The sequence below is a fragment of the Nocardia aurantia genome, assembly GCF_009604425.1.
Lineage (GTDB): Bacteria > Actinomycetota > Actinomycetes > Mycobacteriales > Mycobacteriaceae > Nocardia > Nocardia aurantia.
On the sequence record NZ_WEGI01000025.1, the window covers coordinates 17,000 to 38,238 of the forward strand.

The following is a 21,239-nucleotide window of genomic DNA, read 5'->3' on the forward strand; positions in this document are numbered from 1 at the left end:
CGGAGACCAATCATGTTGGTGCGATTAGTGATACATCTGGCTGCGCAGGGGGTACCAGAATGACGATGTCGATTGCCGGGGTGCTGCCGACCGCACCGCAACTGCTGTGCGCGTTCCAGGGGCGCCGCTTCCAGGACCGGGTCCTGTTGCGGTCGGCACGCGCCCTGGCCGAGTTGCACACGCGGCGGGTGGAGATCCGTGACCCTCGAATGGTCACCGAGATCGATTGCCGCCGTAGCGAACTCGTCGAGGACATCAACGAATGGGTGGAACAGGAACTGCCGCAGCATCGCAACGGCGCCTCGTTGCACACCGAGAGCCTGGGCGCGGTCGTCGATCGGATGGCCCGCAGTTGGGTCGACGCCAATCTCGCGATCGATCGCGACGGACCGCGCAGTGACAATACTCATAAACACTGGTACCACTTGGCCGAACTGGTGGACGGTTACACTGATCTCGTGATCGACGTGGCCGGTGGCCGGCGTCGGTTGCCCGAGCAGTGAATCACCACGTAACGCATTGACGCACACGGTCATTCCCTGCCAGTGGTAACGTCGCCGAGCGGCCGATCGAGGCCCCGGTCCGGGACGTTGCCCGCCAGGTACGGCGGGCGCAACGAGGCGCCCCGCCCGGCGTGCCGCGTAGTCGACTGGCGCGGCACGCCCGCCCTCGGCTCCATCGCTCAGGCCCGGCTCGCCCGCCGGTAGCCGACCGCGGCCGGCACCGCGAACAGCGCCATCGCCCCCACCGACCACACCACGGTCGCCAGCAAGGGCTCCCGGACCGGGCCGCCCACCGACAATCCGCGCATCGCGTCGACGGCACAGCTCATCGGCTGATGCGCGACGAACGGTTTCACCCACTCCGGGTATGCGGTCAGCGGCACGAATCCGGTGCAGAAGAACATCAACATCGACGAACCCAGCGAAATCGCCTCCACCAACGTACCTTTCGCGGTGTAGACCGCCGCAGTGGTGACCGCCGTCGCGAAGGCCAGGCCGTAGACCAGGGGCACGCTCACCAGCGCCAGCGCCGCCGGCAGGCCTTGGCGGAACCGGAAACCGAGCAGGGTGCCGACGCCGAACAGCACTGCGGTACAGAGCAGGATGCGCACACCCTCGGCGCAGATCCGGGCGAGCACGCCGGAGGCGCGATGCACCGGCAGCACCCAGAACCGGGCCAGCAACCCGGCATCGCGCTCACGGCCCAGCGTCACCGCACCCGCGAGCGAACCGGACATCACCGACACCAGCGTGGTCATCGGCACCGTGCCGTAGAGCGCGTTGATCCCGGAGAAGGTCGAGATCTGCCCGCCCAGTACGGAATTCAGGATGATCAGCAACAGGGTCGGGAACAGCAGCGCCTGCGTCATCGTCACCGGATCCCGGCGCCAGCGCAGCAACAACCGCCGGGTCTGGATCGCGGTCTGCGGCACCAGCCGGGACCAGGTCTCGGTCCGGGACGGCGCGATCGGCATCGGGGCCCGCTCCGCGGCCGGGTCCGGCCGGGCCGCCGCGGCCGGGCGGGTGTCCACCGGGATCATCGCTGCCTCCGAACGGCCTGCAGGATCACGGCGGCGCCGCCGACGCCGAGGCCGGCCAGCGTCCACAGCAGCCCCGGCCCGAGCAGCGACCAGGTCACCGGTGGCGGAACCCCCGGCCGGTCACCGGCGAGCGCTCGCATCACGCCGACGAACTGCGACACCGGCTGATTGCGCGCGAAACCCCGCATCCAGGCCGGGAACTGGAAGGCCGGGACGAATCCGGTGGACACCATGCCGAGAATCAGCTGTGGCAGCACCAGCATCTGGGTGGCCGCCTCCGGACTACCGGACAGCCCGCCCGCCAGATCGCCCAGCGCGCCCAGCAGTACGCCGAGCGCCAGCGCGAAGACCACGAAAGCCGCGGTCTGCCACCAACTTCCGTAGAACCGGAAGCCGATCACGTAGCCGCACACCACCGCCGCGGTCAGCGAGATCGCCGTGCGGTAGAGCACCGCCGCCGTGCGCGCCACCAGCGGCGCGATCAGCGGCATCGGCATCGTCGCGAACCGGGTGTCCAGGCCGTCGCGGGCGTCGCTGGCCGACCGGAACGCGGCGGTGGTCGCGCAGAACGCCACCGCCTGCATCACGATCATCGGCATCAGGAACTGCGCGTACGAGCCGGACCCGTGCCCGACGAAGCTCATCACCCGGTTCAGCGGGATGTAGAAGCCGATGGTGAACACCGTCGGCGCGAGCACCGCCATCAGCACCTCGCCGTTGCGCACCGACGGCCGGACCAGTCGCAACGCCAGCACCCAGCACTGCCGGACGGCCGACGGCCGCGATGGGGCGGGCGCACCGCCGTATCCCGGTGTCACCGAATCGATCACCTCGACGCTCATCGCCTCCCGCTTTCCGCTCGACAACCGGTCCCCCACTGCCGGATCGGGTTTCATCTCACCAGAGTCATCGCGGCGCGCGCCGCATCCGCAGCGGTGTCGGCAGGTCTTCCGCCGTCAACCCCCATGGGCACGAATCCGGCGGCGCCGCGCCACCGGCCGCGCCCCCGCGCATTATGCTGTCCGCCGTGTTCGAACCCCAGCCACCCGTCGCGCCCCATCCGGACATCGCCCATCTCGCTCCGCTCCTGGGGACCTGGCGTGGCTCGGGTCACGGCGAGTACCCGACGATCGAACCGTTCGACTACCACGAGGAGATCCGGTTCGGTCACGTCGGCCGGCCGTTCCTGACCTATCGGCAGCGCACCAGGCATGCCGGCGACGGTCGATCCCTGCACGCGGAGACCGGATATCTGCGCAGCGCGGGACCGGATCGCGTCGAGCTGATCCTGGCCCATCCGACCGGTGTCACCGAGATCTGTGAGGGCAGTGTGAAGGTCACCGACGACGGACTGCAACTGGACCTCGACTCGAAGCACATCGGCCTCAGCACTTCCGCGAAGCTCGTGACGGCACTGGGCCGCTCGCTGGTGCTGACCGGCGACTCCATCGACTACACGCTGCGGATGGCGGCGGTCGGGCAACCGACACGCCATCACCTTGCAGCGAGTTTGCGACGAACCGGTTAATATCGGAAATCTAGGGCGTGACCTGCGGCATAGCCAATATTGGACTGCACCTCCGGACGCGGTGGACTTGTCGGACGGGCGTTTTCCGTTCTACCGTTGTCCGTGTCAGCTATTAGTTGGCAAACGGATGGATCGAACTCTTCCCGACTCGAACCGATAAGGGAGAAGGATATGAAGCGTTCGACGCTGACCCTCATCACCGCAGGCATGATCCTGGCCGGGACAGGCGCCGTCGAGTTGCTGGGCGACGCCTCCGCGGGGGCGACGTCGCCCGCCGACCTCGCCGCCACGATCGACGCTCACGGAATGGAGGTGCAATCGCCGTAACGATCCCCCGAGCACGAAGCGACCACGAAACCCGGATGCGCCCCCTGCAGAGCGCATCCGGGTTTTGTGTCTGCGGAGAACTACCGCGGCTTGCCTTGAAGGAAGGAGTCGCGGATCAGGATGCCGGCGAGGACCGCGGCGAAACCGATCAGGTAGATGTCCTCGACGTGACCCTTGTGGTTGCCGATGAGCATGGCCAGCAGGATCACCACGACGACCCAGCCCGCGCGGCGGAAGGTCGTGCGGGACTCGCCGCTCCAGCCCCAGGCGGCGGACGGAACCTCGGCGGGGTCGACCTTCGTGACGACGGCGCTCTTTGCCGGTTCCAGTTCCGCGGACACGTTGGCTCCCATCGGTTCGGGTATTGGTGCACTACCGCCTGCCATCGTCGCATACGACCGTGTGTCGTAGCCAGTTGGGCCACTGCCGGTGTCGTCGCCGCGAGATCGTTCGCCGGTCCGGGGTCACCGGGGATTCGCGGCGGGTGACAATGAGTGCGTGTCCGACGTCGTGAGAGTCCTGCTGCTGGGCAGCACCGGTTCCATTGGCACCCAGGCGCTGGAGGTGATCGCCGCGAATCCGGATCGGTTCCGGGTCGCCGGGCTCGCCGCCCGCGGCGGCAACACCGGCGTACTCGCCGAACAGATCCGGGCGACCGGCGTCACCGAGGTCGCGGTCGCCGATCCGGCCGCCGCGGCGGAACTCGGTGTGGCACTGAGCGGTCCGGGCGCGGTGACCGAACTCGTGCGGCGCACCGACGCCGACGTGGTGCTCAACGCGCTGGTCGGCTCGCTCGGGCTGGAACCCACGCTGGCCACGCTGGAGTCCGGCCGCCGGCTCGCGCTCGCCAACAAGGAGTCGCTGGTGGCCGGCGGATCGCTGGTGACCCGGGCGGCGGTCCCCGGACAGATCGTCCCGGTCGACTCCGAACATTCCGCGATGGCGCAGTGCCTGCGCTCCGGGCGGGCGGCGGAGGTCGACCGGCTGGTGCTCACCGCCTCCGGCGGCCCGTTCCGGGGATGGACCCGGGCGATGCTGGAATCCGTCAACCCGGCCGAGGCCAAGACCCACCCGACCTGGTCGATGGGCCCGATGAACACGCTGAATTCGGCCACGCTGGTGAACAAGGGCCTCGAGCTGATCGAGGCGCACATGTTGTTCGGTGTGCCGTACGACCGCATCGATGTCACCGTGCATCCGCAGTCGATCGTGCATTCGATGGCGACCTTCACCGACGGCTCGACCATCGCCCAGGCCAGCCCGCCGGACATGCGGCTGCCGATCGCGCTCGCGCTGGGCTGGCCGGACCGGGTGCCGGGCACGCTGGCCCCGCTGGACTTCACGCAGGCGTTCAGCTGGGAATTCGCCCCGGTCGACGACGCGGTCTTCCCGGCCGTCGAACTCGCGCGCCGGGCCGGGCAGGCGGGGGGCAGCGTGACGGCCACCTACAACGCGGCCAACGAGGTCGCCGTCGAGGCCTTCCTCGACGGGCGCATCCGATTCCCGGAGATCGTCGACACGGTCACCCGTGTGGTCGAGTCGGCCGACATGTGGACCCCGGAACCGGCTACCTTGGACGAGGTGCTCGCCGCCGATGCGTGGGCGCGGGGACTGGCGCGCTCCCTCGTGGACAATTGACGTAACGCGCATAGCAGGAAGGGTCGGTACCGGATGGGATTCGCGTTCGGATTCGTGCTGTTCGCGATCGGCATAACGGTGTCGGTCGCGCTGCACGAGTGCGGTCACATGTGGACGGCCCAGGCCACCGGCATGAAGGTCCGGCGGTACTTCGTCGGCTTCGGCCCGAAGGTCTGGTCGTTCCGCCGGGGCGAGACCGAGTACGGCGTCAAGGCGCTGCCGCTGGGCGGCTTCTGCGATATCGCGGGCATGACCGCGCTGGACGAGCTCGAGCCCGAGGAACTCGACCGGGCCATGTACCGGCAGGCCACCTGGAAGCGGCTGCTGGTCATGATCGGCGGCATCCTGATGAACTTCCTGCTCGGCTTCCTGCTGATCGTGCTGCTCGCCGTGGCGTGGGGGCTGCCCCGGCTGGACAGCCCGCCGGCCACCCAGATCGCCCCGGCCGGCTGCGTCGCCGCCCAGAACCCCGACGGCAGCGCGGCGCCCTGCACCGGCGACGGTCCCGCCCAGGTGGCGGGCCTGAAGCGCGGCGACCTGGTGACCGCGGTGGACGGCACCCCGATCAAGACCTGGGACCAGTTCAAGGCCCGCACCGAGGCCGCGACCGGCCCGCTCACCTACACCGTGCGCCGCGACGGGCAGACCATGGACATCCGGGTGGTGCCCGAGCGGGTCGCCACCTATCCGGTGAATCCCGACACCAAGGTCCGCAGCACCACGCCGGTCCTGGTCGGCAAGGTCGGTGTCGGGCAGGACTACTACGAGCCGCAGAAGTACAACGTGCTCGCCGCGCTGCCCGCGTCCGCGTCGTTCACCGGGGACATGTTCGGCAAGACCTTCCAATCGCTGGCGCAGATGCCCACCAAGGTCGTCAACCTGTGGCACGCGGTCACCGGCGGCGTCCGCGATCCGGACACCCCGGTCAGCGTGTACGGCGCCAGCAAGATCGGCGGCGAGACCGCCGAGCACGGCATGTGGGGCGCGTTCGTGCTGGTCCTGGCGAGTCTGAACTTCTTCCTGGGCGCCTTCAACCTGCTGCCGCTGCTGCCGCTGGACGGCGGGCACATCGCGGTCGTCCTCTACGAGAAGCTGCGCAACTCGCTGCGCGGCCGCCGCGGCCTGGCCCCCGGCGCACCCGTCGACTACCTGAAACTCCTGCCCGCGACCTACGTGGTGGTCGTGATCGGCGGCGCGTACATGATCCTCACCGTCGTCGCCGACATCGTGAACCCGATCAAGCTGTTCCCCTGATCGGGCCCGGCCCGGGATTCAACCTGGGCGAAACATGCTCCGGCTAGCGTCGGGATCCGCACGAACGGCGAGAGGATGCGGCGATGACGAAGAAGGCGGCGGGCGAGGCCGTACTGGCGGCCAAGCAGCGGCTGGGGATCGGCTGGGCACAGCTGGCCGAGGCGATCGGCCGGCCGCCGGCGTGGACGGTGGCGGCCCTGCTCGGGCAGCATCCGGTACCCGAGGCGGAGGCGAGGATCGTCGTCCGGGTGCTGGAACTCGACGACGACGTGCGCTGGGCGCTCCAGGCGCAGCCGACCCGCGGCGCACTGGAGTCGCCGGTGCCCACCGACCCCACGATCTACCGCTTCTACGAGGTGCTGCAGGTCTACGGGCCCGCGATCAAGGAACTCATCCACGAGGAGTTCGGCGACGGGATCATGAGCGCGATCAACTTCCGGCTCGACGTGCGGCGCGAAGCCGATCCGGCCGGGGACCGGGTGGTCGTGACGCTGGACGGGAAATTCCTCCCCTATCAGTGGTAAGGGGGGTTTCGGGTCCGGATCCGCGGGCATCCCGGGCTCGCCCGGCTCCGAATGACTGATGGCGGATCCCCAGAGGTGTGGCTTCCGCAGGGGGTTGTCGGCGTCCTCACAACACCCCCGTCACTCTCCGGCACTAGACTCGGGCGGCGAACGTGGAGCACGCAGACGAAAGTAGGCAGCCGAAGGTGAGTACAGCCGTCGCATTGGGAATCCCAGCCGCACCAGCGGCGGTCCTAGCGCCGCGCCGTCAGACACGCCAACTGCGAGTGGGCAGCGTCGGGGTCGGCAGCGACCACCCGATCTCCGTCCAGTCGATGACCACCACCAAGACCCACGACGTGAACGCGACGTTGCAGCAGATCGCCGAATTGACCGCGGCCGGTTGCGATATCGTCCGCGTCGCCTGCCCCCGGCAGGAGGACGCCGACGCACTGGCGACGATCGCGCGCAAATCGCAGATCCCCGTCATCGCCGACATCCACTTCCAGCCGCGCTACATCTTCGCCGCGATCGACGCGGGATGTGCTGCGGTGCGGGTGAATCCGGGCAACATCAAGGAGTTCGACGGCCGCGTCGGCGAGGTCGCCAAGGCCGCCGCCGCGGCGGGCATCCCGATCCGCATCGGCGTCAACGCCGGCTCGCTGGACAAGCGCATGCTCGAGAAGTACGGCAAGGCCACCCCGGAGGCGCTGGTCGAATCGGCGCTGTGGGAGGCCTCGCTGTTCGAGGAGCACGGCTTCGGCGACATCAAGATCTCGGTGAAGCACAACGATCCGGTGATCATGGTCGAGGCGTACCGGCAGCTGGCGGCGGCCTGCGACTATCCGCTGCATCTCGGTGTCACCGAGGCCGGGCCGGCCTTCCAGGGCACCATCAAGTCGGCGGTGGCGTTCGGCGCGCTGCTCAGCGAGGGCATCGGCGACACCATCCGGGTCTCGCTGTCGGCGCCGCCGGCCGAGGAGATCAAGGTCGGGTCGCAGATCCTGCAGTCGCTGAACCTGCGGCCGCGCAAGCTCGAGATCGTCTCCTGCCCGTCCTGCGGGCGGGCCCAGGTCGACGTGTACACCCTCGCCGACCAGGTCACCGCCGGCCTCGAGGGTATGGAGGTGCCGCTGCGGGTCGCCGTCATGGGTTGCGTCGTCAACGGCCCCGGTGAGGCCCGCGAGGCCGACCTCGGCGTGGCCTCCGGCAACGGCAAGGGCCAGATCTTCGTCAAGGGCGAGGTCATCAAGACCGTGCCCGAACACCTGATCGTGGAGACCCTCATCGAGGAGGCCCTGCGGCTGGCCGAGCAGATGGGCACCGGCGAAGGCACCGGCGGACCGGTCGTCGAGGTCGGTTAGGCGTACGAAACACCAGCGCATCCGCACAGTTCGTGGCAGGCTGTGAAGGTGCGGAGTGTGCTGGATCCGAGACGGTCACGCAGCACGGGCGTTCGCCAACTGTCCAACCGCGACGTGGCGCAGGTGCTCCGGGTGCTGGACAGTGATCCGGTGGCGTGCTGCATGGTGGCCGCGCGACTGCAGGAATGCGGTGTGGACACCAGGGCAGGCGGCCACGGCGAACTGTGGACGCGCAGCAGTCCGGCCGACTCACTGTGCTTCTCGGGCGCCAATCTGATGCCGCTGCGCGGCGACCGGGACGATCTGCACGCGTTCGCGGAGCGGGCGGCCCGATGGCCGCGGGTGTGCTCGTCGGTGGTCGGCCGCAAGGAGCTCGCGCTGCCGCTGTGGGAGCTGCTGGCCGATCGCTGGGGACCGCCGCGGGAACTGCGGCCCGACCAGCCGCTGCTGGCGCTGGACGGGCCCGCGCGGATCGTCGCCGATCCGCTGGTGCGGCGGGTGCGGCTGGACGAACTGGACCGCTACCTGGTCGCCGCGGTGGCGATGTTCACCGAGGAGATCGGGGTCGACCCGCGCGCCGGCGACGGCGGCCGCAGCTACCGCCGCCGGGTCGCGAACCTGATCCAGTCCGGCCGGGCCTGGGCCCGGTTCGAGGACGGTGAGGTCGTCTACAAGGCGGAGGTCGGTGCGATGTCCCGCCGCACCGGCCAGATCCAGGGTGTGTGGGTGCATCCGGAGTGGCGCGGGCGCGGGATCGGCACCTCGGGTACCGCGGCGCTGGCGAACGCCGTGGTCGCCACCGGCCGCACGGCCAGCCTCTACGTGAACAACTTCAACGAGGTGGCCCGCCGCTCGTACGCGAGGATCGGCTTCGACCAGGTCGCCACCTTCGCCACCGTCCTGGTCGACTGAACGGGTATTTCGGACACCACTTTCGAAGCGGCGGCGGCACATTCGCGTGTCGGACGGCCGGCGCGGTGGTGGCTGTCTACGATTACGCACCGATGTCGACACAGGTGCTGCTGCGTTGCGTTACCGCCGCCGCTTCGGCCGCGGTCCTCGTCACCGCCGCGGGCGGGTGTGCCGCCGGGCGGCACGGGCCGGCCGCCGCGGCGGACGAATTCGTCTCGGCGTTCGCCCGGCACGACACGAGCGCCGCCGCGGCGCTCACCAATCACCCCGATCACGCCGCCGAATCCCTCGCCGCGGCCTGGGACGACCTACAGGCCGAACAGCTGACCGCGCACGTCGGCGCCGCCCGCATCGCCGGCGACACCGCGACGGTCGAGTACACCTACCGGTGGCGACTGCCCAAGCGGCGCAACTGGTCCTACACCGGGGTGCTGCAGATGGGCCGCAGCGAGGGGCGCTGGCAGGTGCGCTGGTCGGCCTCGGACATCCACCCGAAGCTGGGCGACACCCAGCGGCTCGAGTTGCGCGCGCTGCCCGCCCCGCGGGCCCGGGTCAACGAACGGGCCGGCAGCGATGTGCTGATTCCCGGTGTGGTGCACATCATCTCGTTCACCGCGTCCGGTACTCCGGAGCCGGCGGCCGCGGCCGGGGCGCTGGCCGCCGCGCTGAACCCGGTCGACCACACCGTGACCACCGATTCGGTCCTGGCCGCCACCCGCCGCCGGTTCGCGGGCCCGGTCCAGGTGGCGATGCTGAACGACGACGAATTCGACCAGGTGAGTGGGCAATTGACCGGGATACCCGGCGTCGGCGCCGACCGGCAGTGGGATCTGCTGCCCACCGATCGCGGTTTCGCGCCGGATCTGCTGGCGGAGGTGCGCAAGACCGTCATCGACGAGGTCGACGGCAAGGCGGGCTGGAGTGTGGTCACCGTCAACGCCAACGGGGTGGACACCGATGTGCTCACCGAATCGGAACCCCAACCGGCGCCGTCGTTCTCGCTGAGTGTCGACCGGTTCGTGCAGAACGCCGCGCAGCAGGCCGTCGACCGGCCCGCCGATCCGGCGATGATGGTGGTCGTGCAGCCCTCCACCGGGGCGATCCTGGCGGTGGCGCAGAACCGGGCCGCCGACGCCGACGGGCCCGTCGCGATGATCGGCCTGTATCCGCCGGGTTCGACCTTCAAGACGGTGACCGCGGTGGCGGCGATGGACCGCGGCATGGCCACCCCGGACACCGTGCTGCCCTGTCCGCGCGACGTGATCATCGGCAACCGGACCATCCCCAACTACAACCAGTTCACCATCGGCGACGCGCCGATGTCGGACGCCTACGAGCGCTCCTGCAACACCACCTTCGCGAAGCTGGCCAGCGAATTGCCCGCGGACGCACTGACTTCCACCGCCGCCGCGTTCGGGATCGGCCCGGACTACACGGTCGCGGGGATGACCACGGTCTCCGGCTCGGTGCCGCGCGCCGACGACCTCATCCAGCGCACCGAGGACGGCATCGGACAGGGCCGGGTCCTGGTCAGCCCGTTCGGCATGGCGCTGCTGGCCGCCACGGTGGCGCGGGGTTCCGTGCCGGTGCCGTATCTGATCTCGGGACACGAGACCAAGATCGGGGCCAAACCGGACGCCCCCGGCGTGCCCGCCCTGTCCGAGGAGGTGCTGGACGGACTGCGGTCGATGATGCGCAAGGTGGTCACCGGCGGCACCGCGGGCCGCATCGCCGACATGGGTGAGGTGTTCGGCAAGACCGGTGAGGCGGAGGTGGACGGCGGATCGCACTCGTGGTTCGTCGGTTACCGCGGTGATCTGGCGTTCGCGACGTTGCTGGTTCGCGGGGGTAGTTCGGATCACGCGGTGGCGGTGACGCGGGACATGCTGGCCGCGTTGCCGCCGGGGTCCGCGTAGGCCGCGTGACGCACGGCGGCCGAACGTAAGACCCGCAGCCGCCGGGGACCGGGCTCGCCCGGCTGCCGAGGCCGATCGGCCGCTCAGCGAATTGTCCACCAGCGCAGATGTGTTCGGCTCCGGATCAGATCCGGCGAACCAGGACGATGGGCCGGCTCCGGAAGTACCGTGGCCGAGCCGAGCCGGGCAAACCCGGCCGAGCCGGGCCACGTCGATGGGTGCCGGGCCACATCGAGCCGTACCGGGCCGGGTGGGGCGAGCCGAGGCCGGGCTCGAAGCTTCAGCGGCCGCGACGCCGGGATGGTTTTCGTTGGGCCGGCGCGGGTTTCCGGCCCGGCGGCGTTCCGGACCGGTTCCGGCTCGTCGTTCCCCCGGTGGCCGAGGTACTGCGCGGGGCGGTCTTGCGGGCCGATTTTTCTTGTGCCGCAGCGCTTTCCGGAGTGGAGCGGGAGCTGCGTTCGGTGCGGCCGCGGACGATGCCGATGAATTCCTGGACCGCGACGGTGTCGAGGTCGCGGGGCCAGGCGAGGCCGATCTCGGTGTCGGGGGCGTCGGTGATCACGCGGTTCACCAGATCGCGGCGGTGGTGCAGGCGGGCCAGGGAGTGCGGCATGACGGCGGCGCCGCCGACCGCGGCGACCAGTTCCACCGTCGCCGCGAGCGCGTCGAGGTCGGAGGCGTCCTGCATCCGCTCGTCGGCCAGGTCGGCCATGCCGACCTCGTCGAACAGGGAGATCGGGTGATCCTTCGGGACCACCACCACCGGTCGTTCCCGGTAGAGCGGGATCAGGTGCAGGTTCTCCCGTTCGATCGGCACGCGGACGAAGCACATGTCGACGCGGCCCTCCCGGAGGGCGGTCTCCTGATCCGCCTGCGGGACCTGGATCAGTTCGAGCGGCGTGCCGGGGAAGCGGTCGGTCCAGCGGCCCGCCCACTTCGCGACGGTCACGCCGGGTACGTATCCGATCCGCAACGCGTCCGCGGCCGACTGGTCCATGCGGGCCAGGGTACGTCAGCCGCCGATCAGTCCGGTCGGCACCAGTCGCTGCGGTAGGCGGCGAGGTCGCCGGGGGTGGCGGTGAAGTCGACGTAGAGCGCGACGCCGAACGACTGGCGGCCCGGCGCGGTGCGGCTCAGGCCCAGGCGCGCGCCCCGGACGGCGCCGGCCACCGTCTCGGCGTCGCCGTGATGACCGTAGTCCTCGGCCCAGAACGCCGGCACCCCCATCAGCAACAGGGTCTGCTGCGGGGTGACCTGCAACGCCAGTTTCGTCTGTTGTGCGAGATAGCCACCGTACAAGGACTCGGTGGGCATCCAGGTGTCGTAGGACATCACCGCGATCTGGTCGACCCGGCGCGCGACCTCCGCGAAATACGACTGCGCCCAGAACTTTCCGTGCCCGGCGAGGGTCACGTACAGATGGTGCAATCCCGGCAGCGGATCGATTTGCGGCGCCGACACCGACAGTTGCGCGTGCCGGGCCGTGGTGAGCGCGCGGGTGCGGTCCAGGATGGTCAGGTAGTCCGGTGATCCGGAGCGCACGGGCTCCAGATCATAGTGCACACCGTCGAATCCGAGGTCGAGCACATGGGATACCGAGTCCAGCAACCGATCCCGGGTCGCCGGGTCCGCCATGTGCAGCGCGTCGTGCTCGGGCGCCACGAAATCGCCGAGCCAGGACTGGATCCGGACACCGGGCAGCAGCCGATGCGCGGTGGTGACGAACCAGGCGGCCAGCGGATACAGCCGCGGGTCGAGGCTGCCGTCGTCGGACAGCGGGCCGGTGTGCACGTACAGATCGGTGATGCCGCTACCGGCCAGCCGCTCCCCCAGCGCCGCCACGTCGGCCTCGGTCTTGCGGCCGTCGACCCAGGCGTGGCCGAGCCAGAACGCATCGTGACCGCGAGTGCGGGCATCGTCGGCGGGCCGGCCCAGATCGGCGGTCCACAGGGTGAGCACGGCCGTCAGCGGAAGCAGCAGCACCAGGCACACCACGAGGATCACGCTGAGCGACACCCGCCGCAGCCGCGACCAACTCCGCCACCGCGCTCGGATCGACCCGAGCGGCCGCCGCACGAATTCCCGCATCCCGCAATGCTATGCGGTCCCCGTGCCCTCGAGCAGCCCGATCCGGGGACGCGGACCGCGCGGCCCGCAACCGAATTCGAGCCGGTACCGTGCACTCCCTGAATCGTCCGCTCGCGCCGGGGATCCGGCACCTCTGATGCGTTGGACCTCCTCCTGATCGAGTGACGAGGGTGGTCCGTCTCCGGCATCGGCGGACCGGATGGTCTGCGCGTTGTGGAAACATGGATTCATGAGTGAGGTGCGGCGCAGTGTGGGTGGCGAATCACCGGACAGCCGGACCGCGGGCGTGCTGCGGTTCCTGACCGAGTTGATCGGATGGGTGGCGACTCCGTGGGCCCTGGCCTCGGTATCCATCGTGTTGTCCGCGTTGTCGGTGATCGTGTTGATCGGGCTGCCAGCGGTGATCGGCACGCCGGGCGACCGGCCGTCGCCGGTCGCGGTGCCGGGCGTGGTGACCGTCGCGATGATGGTCGTGGAGTTCGCGGCCGCGGCGATCTCGCCGTGGTTCGTCTGGTGGCCGGCGATCGGCGTGGCGGTGCTGGTTCTGGTGGTGGCCGCGGTGCTGGCCGGGTTGCCGCGATGGCGGTGGCTGCTGGAATACGACCGGCGGCGACGGTCGGCCTGATCCGGTTCAGGCCGGACCAGCCGCGCCGGGAATCGCGTCGAGCAGCCCGCGAGTGTAGGGATCGGCTGGGGTGGTGAGGATTTCGGCGGTCGGTCCCGACTCGACGACCCGGCCGTCGCGCATCACCAGTACCTCGTGGGCGATCGCGCGGACGACGGCCAGGTCGTGGGAGATGAACAGGTAGCTGAGGCCGAGGCGCTGTTGCAGATCCGCCAGCAGGGTCAGGATCTGGTCCTGGACAAGCACATCCAGTGCCGACACCGGCTCGTCGCAGACGACCAGTGGAGGATCGGCGGCGAGGGCGCGCGCGATGGCGACCCGCTGGCGCTGGCCACCGGACAGTTCGTGCGGGTGACGTCGCGCGACCACCGCTGGGAGGGCCACCTGATCCAGCAGTTCGGCGACCCGGGCCCGGCGGGCAGGGCGGTCACCGATCCCGAAGGCGCGCAACGGTTCCGCGATCAGACGGCGCACCGTCCACATCGGGTCCAGGGAGGCGTACGGGTCCTGGAACACCGGCTGCATGGCTCGCCGGGCCGCGCGCAGTCGGTCCCCGGTGCGGCCCGCCAGATCGACCCCTTCCAGGTGAATGCTGCCGGTGGTCGGGGTCACCAGCCCGAGCACCATGTGCGCGACAGTGGTCTTGCCCGAACCGGATTCGCCGACGATGGCCGTGGTGCGGCCGCGGCCGATTGTGAACGAGACGCTGTCGACAGCCGCGAACAGGCCGCCGCGGTCGCGCAGGCGGAACTCCTTGCGCACGTCGCGCACCTCCAGCAGCGGTGGATCGGCGGCTGTCCTATCGGCGGCGCGAACGGCAGTCGGTCCGGTACCGGCGGTGCCGACGGCGGAAACACGCCGGGCGTTGCGGTCGGCAGCTGCTTCGGTGCCGACAGTGCTTGCCGGAGCGGCGTTCTCGGACGCGGCCGCGCCGGCATCCGGTCCGGTGCCGACGGCAGGTGTGGGATCGGCACCGGTACTCGTGGATGCGATGCGGGCGGCAGTTCGGTCGGGACCGCCGGCGGGTGTGGTGCTGATGACGTAGGCAGCGGGGGCTGCGGCGACAAGGCGGCGGGTGTAGGCGTGGTGGGGGGTGGTCAGAACCGTTCGCGCCGGGCCGGATTCGACGATGTGGCCGTCGGACATCACCAGCACCCGGTCGGCGCGTTCGGCGGCGAGGCCGAGGTCGTGGGTCACCAGGAGGAGGGTGGTGCCCAGGTCGTGGGTCAGTTCGGTGAGGCTGTCGAGGATTCGGCGTTGCACGGTGACGTCGAGGGCCGAGGTGGGCTCGTCGGCGATGAGGAGGTGGGGGCGGCAGGCGAGGGCGATCGCGATCAGGACGCGCTGGCGCATGCCGCCGGAGAATTCGTGCGGGTACTGGCGGGCGCGGCGTTCGGGGTCCGGGATGCCGGCGCGGCCGAGGAGTTCGGCGGCGCGTCCGCTCGCCTCGCGGCGGCCGCAGATGCGGTGTGCCACCAGGGCTTCCGACACCTGGGTGCCGACCCGGGTGACGGGGTTGAGGTTCGACATCGGGTCCTGGGGTACCAGGCCGATCTCGCGGCCGCGCAACGCGCGCATCCGGCGCTCGGGGGCGTGGGTGATCTCTGTTCCGCGCCAGGCGATCCGGCCGCCGGTGATCCGGCCGGAGCCGGGCAGCAGGCCCAGGACGGCATGTGCCAGAGTGGATTTGCCGGACCCGGAGGCGCCGACCACCGCGACCCGTTCGCCCGGCGCGAGGGTGAGGCCGACACCGCGCACGGCGGGAGTGCCGCCGAAGGACACCCGCAGATCGTCGATCTCGAGCAGCGGGGCGGTCACGGCGGCGCCTTCCTCATCTCGCGGTCTTCGGATCGAGCGCGTCTCGCAGCGCGTCGCCGAAGAGGTTGAAGCCCAAGCAGATCAGGGCCAGCGCGATGCCGGGGAAGACGCCCGGCCAGACGGTGCGCGACAGGTACTGCTGGGCGTCGGACAGCATGATGCCCAGGCTCGGGGCGGGTGGCCGGATGCCCAGGCCGAGGAAGGACAGCACCGCCTCCCCCAGTACCGCGATCGGCATGATCAGGGTCGCCTGGACGATCATCGCGGCCGCCGCGTTGGGCAGGATGTGCTCGGCGAGGATGCGCCACGGCCGTACGTGCATGGCGCGGGCCGCCAGGACGAAGTCGGATTCCTTCAGCCGCAACGTTTCCGCGCGGACCACCCGCATCATCACCGGAACCTGCGAGATGCCCAGCGCGAGGGCGGCATCCACCAGTCCGCCGCCGTTGATCGCGGCCAGGCCGACGCCGAGCACGAAATACGGGAAGGACAGCACCACGTCGCCGAGCCGGGACAGTACCGCGTCCGGGCCGCGCCGATAGCCGGCCACCAGGCCGAGCGTGCCGCCCAGCAGCACCGCGCACAGCACCGAGAGCGTGCCGACCTCCAGTGAGGCGCGGGTGCCGTACAGCGTGCGGGAGAGTACGTCGCGGCCGAGATCGTCGGTGCCCAGGGCGAATCCGACCGTGAGGGGAGGCTGGTACGGCGCGTCGAAATGCACCTCCGCCGGGCCGTACGGCGCCAGCAGGGGCGCGCACAGGCCGGCCAGGATCGTCAGCGCCAGCAGGATCGCCCCGACGATTCCCTTGGGGTCCCGGCGCAGCCGCTGCCAGGGGCCGGTTCGCGCGGAAACCGGTGGTTCGCCGATCCTGTTCTCGCGCTGGGGAATCGCGACGCTCATCGGGTCCTCCCGGCCACGCGGACCCGCGGGTCGATCACCGTGTACAGCAGGTCGACCAGCAGATTGATCAGGATGTAGGACGCGACGATCACCAGCACCACGGCCTCGATCACCGGATAGTCGCGGCTGAACAGCGAATCCAGGGTCAGCTTGCCGATGCCCGGCAGCGCGAAGATGCGTTCGGTGACCACGGTGCCGGCGATCAGCAGGCCCAGCTGTAGCCCGATCACCGTGGTGACGACGATCAGGCTGTTGCGCAGGCCGTATCGGACGACGACCGTCATCGGCGCGAGGCCCTTCGCGCGGGCGGTGCGGACGAAATCGGCGGTCAGCGTCTCCACCATGGACGAGCGGGTCTGCCGTTGCAGCATCGCCGCGTGGGTGAGGCCGAGCACCAGCGCGGGCAGGGTCAGGTAGTACCCGCCGCGGGCCGGATCGTGCAGTGGCGACACGTATCCCGAGGCCGGGAACCAGTGCAGCCGCACCGACAGGTACAGCACCCCGAGCAGTCCGAGCCAGAACGTCGGCACCGACATCGCCACCAGCGACACCCCGTTCGCCAGCCATTCCGGCCAGCGCCCCCGGTACACGGCCGCCAGCACGCCGCCGGACACCCCGGTCAGGACGGCGATCAGCATGGCGTACCCGGCCAGTTGCAGGGTGACCGGGAAGGTGGTGGCGATCATGGCGCGCACCGGCGACCCGGTCCGGATGGAGTGGCCGAAATCACCGGAGACGCTGTGCCACAAAAACTCCCAGTACTGTGCCCACAGCGGCCGGTCCAGGCCGAGGTGGGCGCGGACGGCGGCGACGGTCTGCGGGTCGGCCTGTTCACCGGCCATGGTGACGGCGGGATCGCCGGGCAGCGCGCGCACGCCCAGGAAGATCACCACGGAGGCCAGCACCAGGGTCAGTGCCGACTGCCACAACCGGTGGAAGACGTACCGCAGCACGGCCTTCGCTCCCCGTCAGCCGGCCAGGAAGGCGGCCCGGCCGAGCCGCACCACGCCGTCGGGGTACACCTCGACGCCGGCCACGCTCGCCGACTGCCCGGTGAGCACGCGGATGCGATAGGTGTACAGGTACGGGTTGTCCTGCTGGATGAGCCCCACCGCCCGGCCGTAGAGGTCGGCGCGCTGGGCCGGATCGGCGACCCGGCCGGCCCGCGACAGCAGGTCGTCCATCGCGGGCGAGGAGTAACCGCCGTAGTTGCCGGGCGATCCGGTGGTGAGGAACCGGGCGGTGTTGGCGTCCGGGTCGATCCGGCCGGACCAGCCCAGGAACAGCGCCTCGAAGGTGCCGCGCTTCTGCACGTCGAGCAGCGTCGAATACTCGACCGGGACGATCTGCAGATCGAATCCGCCCGCGGCGACCGAGGATTGCAGCGCCTGCGCGTATCGCAGATCGGCCTGCCGGTTGGAGACCTGCAACTTCACCGGGAACGGCACCGGTACCCCGGCCGCGGTCAGCAGTTGCTTCGCGCGTTGCGGATCGTATGCGGGACAGGCGGTTCCGGTCGCGGAGGCGTAGGCCGAATTCGGCGCGATCGGCGTGCAGGCGGGATCGAACCAGCCGGCGAACACCGCCCGCACCAGTTGGGGGCGATCGATGCTCAGCGACAACGCCTCCCGGACGCGCGGGTCCTCGGCCAGCGGAGTGTCGATCCGGTGGGTGGGCTTGCCGACGCCGTCGACATTGCCGATATTGATCGTCAGGCCCTGGTAGCCGAGCGAACTCGATTGCAGCAGGCGCAGTTTCGGGTCGCCGATGAGGGCGTCGGCGTCGGTCGGGGCGATGGTGTCGGCGACCTGGATGTCGCCGGAGCGCAGGTTGGCGGCCCGGATGTTGTCGTCGCCGATGATCCGGTAGGTGATGCCGTCCAGATGCACGTGCGCCGCGTCGTAGTAGAGCGGGTCCCTGGTCACGGTGATCGACGTCTGCGGCACGCGCGCAACGAATTTGAACGGCCCGACGCACACCGGATGATCACCGAACGAGTCGCCCGCGGCGGTCAGCGCGGCCGGCGACATGATCATCCCGGCCCGGTCGGCCAGTGCGGCGGTGATCGGCGCGAACGGAGTCCGCAAGTGCAGCACGACATGTCCGGCGTCGGTGGTGTCGATGCTCGCGATCGGCCCCATCTCGCCGGTGCGCTGGGAGGTCTTGAAGGTGAGATGCCGCTGCAGGCTCGTCTGCACCGCGGCGGCGTCGAAGGTGGTGCCGTCGGCGAACTTCAGGCCGGTGCGCAGCGGGACGGTGACGGTCAGGCCGTCGGCGGAGATGTCGGGCAGGGCGGTGGCCAGCTGGGGTACCGGACGACCCGCGGAATCGTTGTCGTAGAGCTTCTCGCAGATCGAGCTCATCACGACGCGGGTGTAGAGCGAGCTGGAGGTGGTGGGGTCCAGGCGATCCGGTTCGGAGGACAGGCCCATCACCAGGTTCCCGCCGTCGCGGATCTTCCGATCGCCGATCGGGGTGCCGAAATCGTCCGCGTGCGCGGCGGTTCCGACGGAATGTTGCGCGGGCGAGCATGCGGTGACGGCCGGCAGACCGAACAGTGCCACTGCCAGACCGACTGCCACCTGCCGGGCCATTCGGGAGAGCATGCCGTACAACATACTTCGGTTCGCGATACTTCGCTTTCCGGACAGCTATCGCCCGAACGGTCCGCTTACCGCGCCTTTCGGAATAGACGAAAGTTGCTGTGTCGCTGTTTATTACATCACAATTTCACAGCTCGCAAACCGGGGGAACGGCGCAAAGTGGCAATCGTGTCACACAAGCGGCAATCCCTCAGCGACCCGCGGCGTAGCCCTGCATACCGCGCGGATTCGCCCCCGCGGACAACACTCCGGTCTCCGGATCCCTTGCCACCGCGCACATCCGGCCCTCCGACCACGGGCCACCGACCGTGACCCGGTGGCCGCGGCGGCGCAGTTCGGTGATCACCGTGGCGCCGATGCGTGATTCCACGGTCACCGCCCCCGGATCGGTGGTGCGCGGATAGAACGAGCCGGGGAAACTCTCCTGATGCCAGTTCGGCGCGTCGATCGCGCCCTGCAGATCCGGTCCGCCCCGCACCCGTTCGCCGAGCGCGACGGCGAGGAAGAAGTGCAGGCTCCACTGGTCCTGCTGGTCGCCACCGGGGGTGCCGAACGCCATGACCGCCTGCCCGTCGCGCAGCGCCAGCGACGGGCTGAGGGTGCTGCGCGGCCGCCGGCCGGGGGTGAGCGAACTCGTCAGATTCGGTTCCAGCCAGGCCATCTGCAACCGGGTGCCGAGCGGGAAACCCAGTTCCGGCAGCACCGGATTGGATTGCAGCCAGCCGCCGCTGGGGGTGGCGGCGACCATGTTGCCCCAGCGGTCCACCACGTCCAGATGGCAGGTGTCGCCCCGGGTCTCGCCGGTGGCCGCGACCGTCGGCTCCCCCGCGCCGGACGGCACGTCCTGTGCCGCAACGGTTCCCGAGTACCGCGGGATTCTCGGCCGCTGCCCGTCCGGGCTGCCGGGCCGCAGTTCGAGCGAGGCGCGCGGGCCGATCAGGCCGCGGCGCCGGCTGTTGTAGTACGGGGACAGCAGGGTCTCGACCGAGACCGTGGTGCCGTCGCCGTACCACGCCTCCCGATCGGCGAAGGCCAGCTTCGACCCCTCGATGAGGGTGTGGAAGTACTCCGGCGTCCCGTATTCCGGCCGGTCGGGCAGCAGGGCCAACTGCTGCAAGAACACCGGTCCCTGACTCCACGGCCCCGGCTTCGCGACGGTCCAGCCGTTCCAGTCGTGCGTGACCGGATCCTCGTAGGTGGCAGCGTAATTCGCGAGATCGTCGCCGGTGAGGGTGCCGGCGTGCCGCTCGCCGGAGGTGTCCAGGACCGGGCGCGCGGCGCCGGCGGCCAGGGCCTCGCCGATGAAGCCCTCGCGCCACACCCGCCGGGCCGCCTCGATCTGCGCCTCGCGATCGGCGCTCGCCGCCTCGGCCTCCGCGATCAGCCGCCGCCAGGTGGCGGCCAGCGCCGGATTGGCCAGCAGTTCGCCCGGGGCGGGCGGCTTTCCGCCGCGCAGATACACCGCGGCCGAACTGGTCCACTCGGTCTCGAACAACCGCCGCACCGCCGCGACCGCGGCGCCGATCCGTTCCACCGCCGGGACGCCGCGCTCGGCGTAACCGATGGCGTAGGACAGCACCTCGGCCAGGCGTTTCGTGCCGTGGTCGCGCAGCAGCACCATCCAGGCGTCGAAGGCGCCCGGCACGGCGGCGGCCAGCGGCCCGGTGCCGGGCACCAGCCCCAGCCCGAGCGCGGTGTAGTGCTCGATACTCGCCCCGGCGGGCGCCGGGCCCTGGCCGCACAGCACCCGCGGCGGCCGGCCCGCCGGCGCCAGCAGGATCGGCACCTCACCGGCCGGGCCGTTCAGATGCGGTTCGGCCACGTGCAGCGTGAAGGCGGCCGCGACCGCGGCGTCGAAGGCGTTGCCGCCGGCCTCCAGGACCGCCATGGCGACCCCCGAGGCCAGCCAGTGTGTGGACGACACCATGCCGAAACTGCCCTGCAGCGTGGGACGCGTGGTGAACACCAGCCGAGTATCACCCGACGATCGGATGTACGTCCAAGACATCTGTGACACTGCTCCAATAGCGTGTGTTTATGGAACGCAGACAACTCGAGTATTTCGTCGCGATCGTGGAACACGGTGGTTTCACGCACGCCGCGCGCGCCCTGCGGGTGGCGCAGCCGTCGCTGTCGCGGGCGATCGCGAAACTCGAGGAGGAGCTCGGGGTGGCGCTGTTCCACCGGGTCGGGCGCAACGCGGTGCTGAGCAGCGCGGG

General features: G+C 70.2%; 21 protein-coding genes. 11 read left to right on the forward strand and 10 right to left on the reverse strand.

Annotated elements, in window-relative coordinates; translation table 11 throughout:
- Positions 1 to 59 precede the first annotated feature (59 nt).
- Entirely contained in the window at positions 60 to 503 is a 444-nt protein-coding gene (locus tag NRB56_RS37320) for a DUF4254 domain-containing protein (protein ID WP_406603578.1), read from the forward strand.
- Between the two features lie 179 nt (positions 504 to 682).
- Here the strand turns inward: NRB56_RS37320 and NRB56_RS37325 are convergent, their stop codons facing one another.
- Both NRB56_RS37325 and NRB56_RS37330 read right to left on the reverse strand, forming a co-directional pair.
- Positions 683 to 1,543: an ABC transporter permease gene (locus NRB56_RS37325; RefSeq protein ID WP_153349100.1), complete on the reverse strand. Its 861-nt coding sequence runs from the start codon at positions 1,541 to 1,543 to the stop codon at positions 683 to 685.
- On the reverse strand, positions 1,540 to 2,439 hold the full coding sequence (locus NRB56_RS37330) for an ABC transporter permease (RefSeq protein ID WP_227838668.1): 900 nt from the start codon (positions 2,437 to 2,439) through the stop codon (positions 1,540 to 1,542). Before NRB56_RS37330 ends, NRB56_RS37325 begins: the two co-directional genes overlap by 4 nt.
- 119 nt (positions 2,440 to 2,558) lie before the next feature.
- Between NRB56_RS37330 and NRB56_RS37335 the strand changes: the two genes are divergently transcribed.
- Positions 2,559 to 3,071, forward strand: a complete 513-nt coding sequence (locus tag NRB56_RS37335; protein ID WP_153349101.1) for a peroxynitrite isomerase — start codon at positions 2,559 to 2,561, stop codon at positions 3,069 to 3,071.
- A 171-nt stretch (positions 3,072 to 3,242) separates the two neighbouring features.
- Positions 3,243 to 3,398, forward strand: a complete 156-nt coding sequence (locus NRB56_RS37340; RefSeq protein WP_153349102.1) for a hypothetical protein — start codon at positions 3,243 to 3,245, stop codon at positions 3,396 to 3,398.
- 80 nt (positions 3,399 to 3,478) lie between these two features.
- Here the strand turns inward: NRB56_RS37340 and NRB56_RS37345 are convergent, their stop codons facing one another.
- Entirely contained in the window at positions 3,479 to 3,751 is a 273-nt protein-coding gene (locus NRB56_RS37345; protein ID WP_153349103.1) for a DUF2631 domain-containing protein, read from the reverse strand.
- Positions 3,752 to 3,896: 145 nt separating this feature from the next.
- Here NRB56_RS37345 and dxr point away from each other — a divergent pair, with 145 nt between their 5' ends.
- From dxr to NRB56_RS37375, 6 genes are all read left to right on the forward strand, one after another.
- Positions 3,897 to 5,036, forward strand: a complete 1,140-nt coding sequence (gene dxr, locus NRB56_RS37350) for a 1-deoxy-D-xylulose-5-phosphate reductoisomerase (RefSeq protein WP_319944089.1) — start codon at positions 3,897 to 3,899, stop codon at positions 5,034 to 5,036.
- A gap of 33 nt (positions 5,037 to 5,069) precedes the next feature.
- Positions 5,070 to 6,290, forward strand: coding sequence for a M50 family metallopeptidase (locus NRB56_RS37355; protein ID WP_153349104.1), 1,221 nt, complete (start codon positions 5,070 to 5,072; stop codon positions 6,288 to 6,290).
- An 83-nt stretch (positions 6,291 to 6,373) separates the two neighbouring features.
- Complete coding sequence (gene cynS / locus NRB56_RS37360; RefSeq protein WP_153349105.1) at positions 6,374 to 6,814, forward strand: cyanase; 441 nt, start codon at positions 6,374 to 6,376, stop codon at positions 6,812 to 6,814.
- Positions 6,815 to 6,999: 185 nt separating this feature from the next.
- Positions 7,000 to 8,157, forward strand: coding sequence for a flavodoxin-dependent (E)-4-hydroxy-3-methylbut-2-enyl-diphosphate synthase (ispG, locus tag NRB56_RS37365; RefSeq protein ID WP_319944090.1), 1,158 nt, complete (start codon positions 7,000 to 7,002; stop codon positions 8,155 to 8,157).
- Positions 8,158 to 8,205: 48 nt separating this feature from the next.
- A complete protein-coding gene (locus NRB56_RS37370; protein WP_319944091.1) occupies positions 8,206 to 9,069 on the forward strand; it encodes a GNAT family N-acetyltransferase in 864 nt (287 codons plus the stop codon).
- Positions 9,070 to 9,161: 92 nt separating this feature from the next.
- Positions 9,162 to 10,985 (forward strand): penicillin-binding transpeptidase domain-containing protein, encoded by a 1,824-nt coding sequence (locus NRB56_RS37375; protein WP_153349106.1) that lies wholly within the window; start codon positions 9,162 to 9,164, stop codon positions 10,983 to 10,985.
- A gap of 280 nt (positions 10,986 to 11,265) precedes the next feature.
- Here NRB56_RS37375 and NRB56_RS37380 read toward each other — a convergent pair whose 3' ends face one another.
- Positions 11,266 to 11,982 (reverse strand): LysR family substrate-binding domain-containing protein, encoded by a 717-nt coding sequence (locus tag NRB56_RS37380; protein ID WP_153349107.1) that lies wholly within the window; start codon positions 11,980 to 11,982, stop codon positions 11,266 to 11,268.
- Between the two features lie 26 nt (positions 11,983 to 12,008).
- Positions 12,009 to 13,073, reverse strand: a complete 1,065-nt coding sequence (locus tag NRB56_RS37385; protein ID WP_153349108.1) for a glycoside hydrolase family 18 protein — start codon at positions 13,071 to 13,073, stop codon at positions 12,009 to 12,011.
- Between the two features lie 229 nt (positions 13,074 to 13,302).
- On the opposite strand from NRB56_RS37385, the gene NRB56_RS37390 reads away from it, so the two are divergent.
- A complete protein-coding gene (locus NRB56_RS37390) occupies positions 13,303 to 13,698 on the forward strand; it encodes a hypothetical protein (protein WP_153349109.1) in 396 nt (131 codons plus the stop codon).
- Positions 13,699 to 13,704: 6 nt separating this feature from the next.
- Here NRB56_RS37390 and NRB56_RS37395 read toward each other — a convergent pair whose 3' ends face one another.
- The 5 genes from NRB56_RS37395 to NRB56_RS37415 all read right to left on the reverse strand — a co-directional run bounded on the left by NRB56_RS37395 (position 13,705) and on the right by NRB56_RS37415 (position 20,986).
- On the reverse strand, positions 13,705 to 15,516 hold the full coding sequence (locus NRB56_RS37395) for an ABC transporter ATP-binding protein (RefSeq protein WP_319944092.1): 1,812 nt from the start codon (positions 15,514 to 15,516) through the stop codon (positions 13,705 to 13,707).
- Between the two features lie 13 nt (positions 15,517 to 15,529).
- On the reverse strand, positions 15,530 to 16,417 hold the full coding sequence (locus NRB56_RS37400; protein ID WP_153349110.1) for an ABC transporter permease: 888 nt from the start codon (positions 16,415 to 16,417) through the stop codon (positions 15,530 to 15,532).
- Entirely contained in the window at positions 16,414 to 17,370 is a 957-nt protein-coding gene (locus NRB56_RS37405; protein WP_319944093.1) for an ABC transporter permease, read from the reverse strand. The genes NRB56_RS37400 and NRB56_RS37405 overlap by 4 nt, the downstream gene beginning before the upstream one ends.
- Before the next feature lie 15 nt (positions 17,371 to 17,385).
- Entirely contained in the window at positions 17,386 to 19,023 is a 1,638-nt protein-coding gene (locus tag NRB56_RS37410; protein WP_227838669.1) for an ABC transporter substrate-binding protein, read from the reverse strand.
- Positions 19,024 to 19,210: 187 nt separating this feature from the next.
- Positions 19,211 to 20,986: a gamma-glutamyltransferase family protein gene (locus NRB56_RS37415; RefSeq protein WP_319944094.1), complete on the reverse strand. Its 1,776-nt coding sequence runs from the start codon at positions 20,984 to 20,986 to the stop codon at positions 19,211 to 19,213.
- Between the two features lie 71 nt (positions 20,987 to 21,057).
- Between NRB56_RS37415 and NRB56_RS37420 the strand changes: the two genes are divergently transcribed.
- The coding region (locus NRB56_RS37420) for a helix-turn-helix domain-containing protein (RefSeq protein WP_153349113.1) at positions 21,058 to 21,239 on the forward strand (182 nt) is incomplete at its 3' end.

Excerpts from the sequence above, each read along its gene's own strand:
- NRB56_RS37320 (WP_406603578.1), top strand. The coding sequence starts at position 60 with ATGACGATGTCGATTGCCGGGGTGCTGCCGACCGCACCGCAACTGCTG.
- NRB56_RS37325 (WP_153349100.1), bottom strand. The coding sequence starts at position 1,543 with ATGATCCCGGTGGACACCCGCCCGGCCGCGGCGGCCCGGCCGGACCCG.
- NRB56_RS37330 (WP_227838668.1), bottom strand. The coding sequence starts at position 2,439 with ATGAAACCCGATCCGGCAGTGGGGGACCGGTTGTCGAGCGGAAAGCGG.
- NRB56_RS37335 (WP_153349101.1), top strand. The coding sequence starts at position 2,559 with ATGCTGTCCGCCGTGTTCGAACCCCAGCCACCCGTCGCGCCCCATCCG.
- NRB56_RS37340 (WP_153349102.1), top strand. The coding sequence starts at position 3,243 with ATGAAGCGTTCGACGCTGACCCTCATCACCGCAGGCATGATCCTGGCC.
- NRB56_RS37345 (WP_153349103.1), bottom strand. The coding sequence starts at position 3,751 with ATGGGAGCCAACGTGTCCGCGGAACTGGAACCGGCAAAGAGCGCCGTC.
- NRB56_RS37355 (WP_153349104.1), top strand. The coding sequence starts at position 5,070 with ATGGGATTCGCGTTCGGATTCGTGCTGTTCGCGATCGGCATAACGGTG.
- cynS (WP_153349105.1), top strand. The coding sequence starts at position 6,374 with ATGACGAAGAAGGCGGCGGGCGAGGCCGTACTGGCGGCCAAGCAGCGG.
- NRB56_RS37375 (WP_153349106.1), top strand. The coding sequence starts at position 9,162 with ATGTCGACACAGGTGCTGCTGCGTTGCGTTACCGCCGCCGCTTCGGCC.
- NRB56_RS37380 (WP_153349107.1), bottom strand. The coding sequence starts at position 11,982 with ATGGACCAGTCGGCCGCGGACGCGTTGCGGATCGGATACGTACCCGGC.
- NRB56_RS37385 (WP_153349108.1), bottom strand. The coding sequence starts at position 13,073 with ATGCGGGAATTCGTGCGGCGGCCGCTCGGGTCGATCCGAGCGCGGTGG.
- NRB56_RS37390 (WP_153349109.1), top strand. The coding sequence starts at position 13,303 with ATGAGTGAGGTGCGGCGCAGTGTGGGTGGCGAATCACCGGACAGCCGG.
- NRB56_RS37400 (WP_153349110.1), bottom strand. The coding sequence starts at position 16,417 with ATGAGCGTCGCGATTCCCCAGCGCGAGAACAGGATCGGCGAACCACCG.
- NRB56_RS37410 (WP_227838669.1), bottom strand. The coding sequence starts at position 19,023 with ATGCTCTCCCGAATGGCCCGGCAGGTGGCAGTCGGTCTGGCAGTGGCA.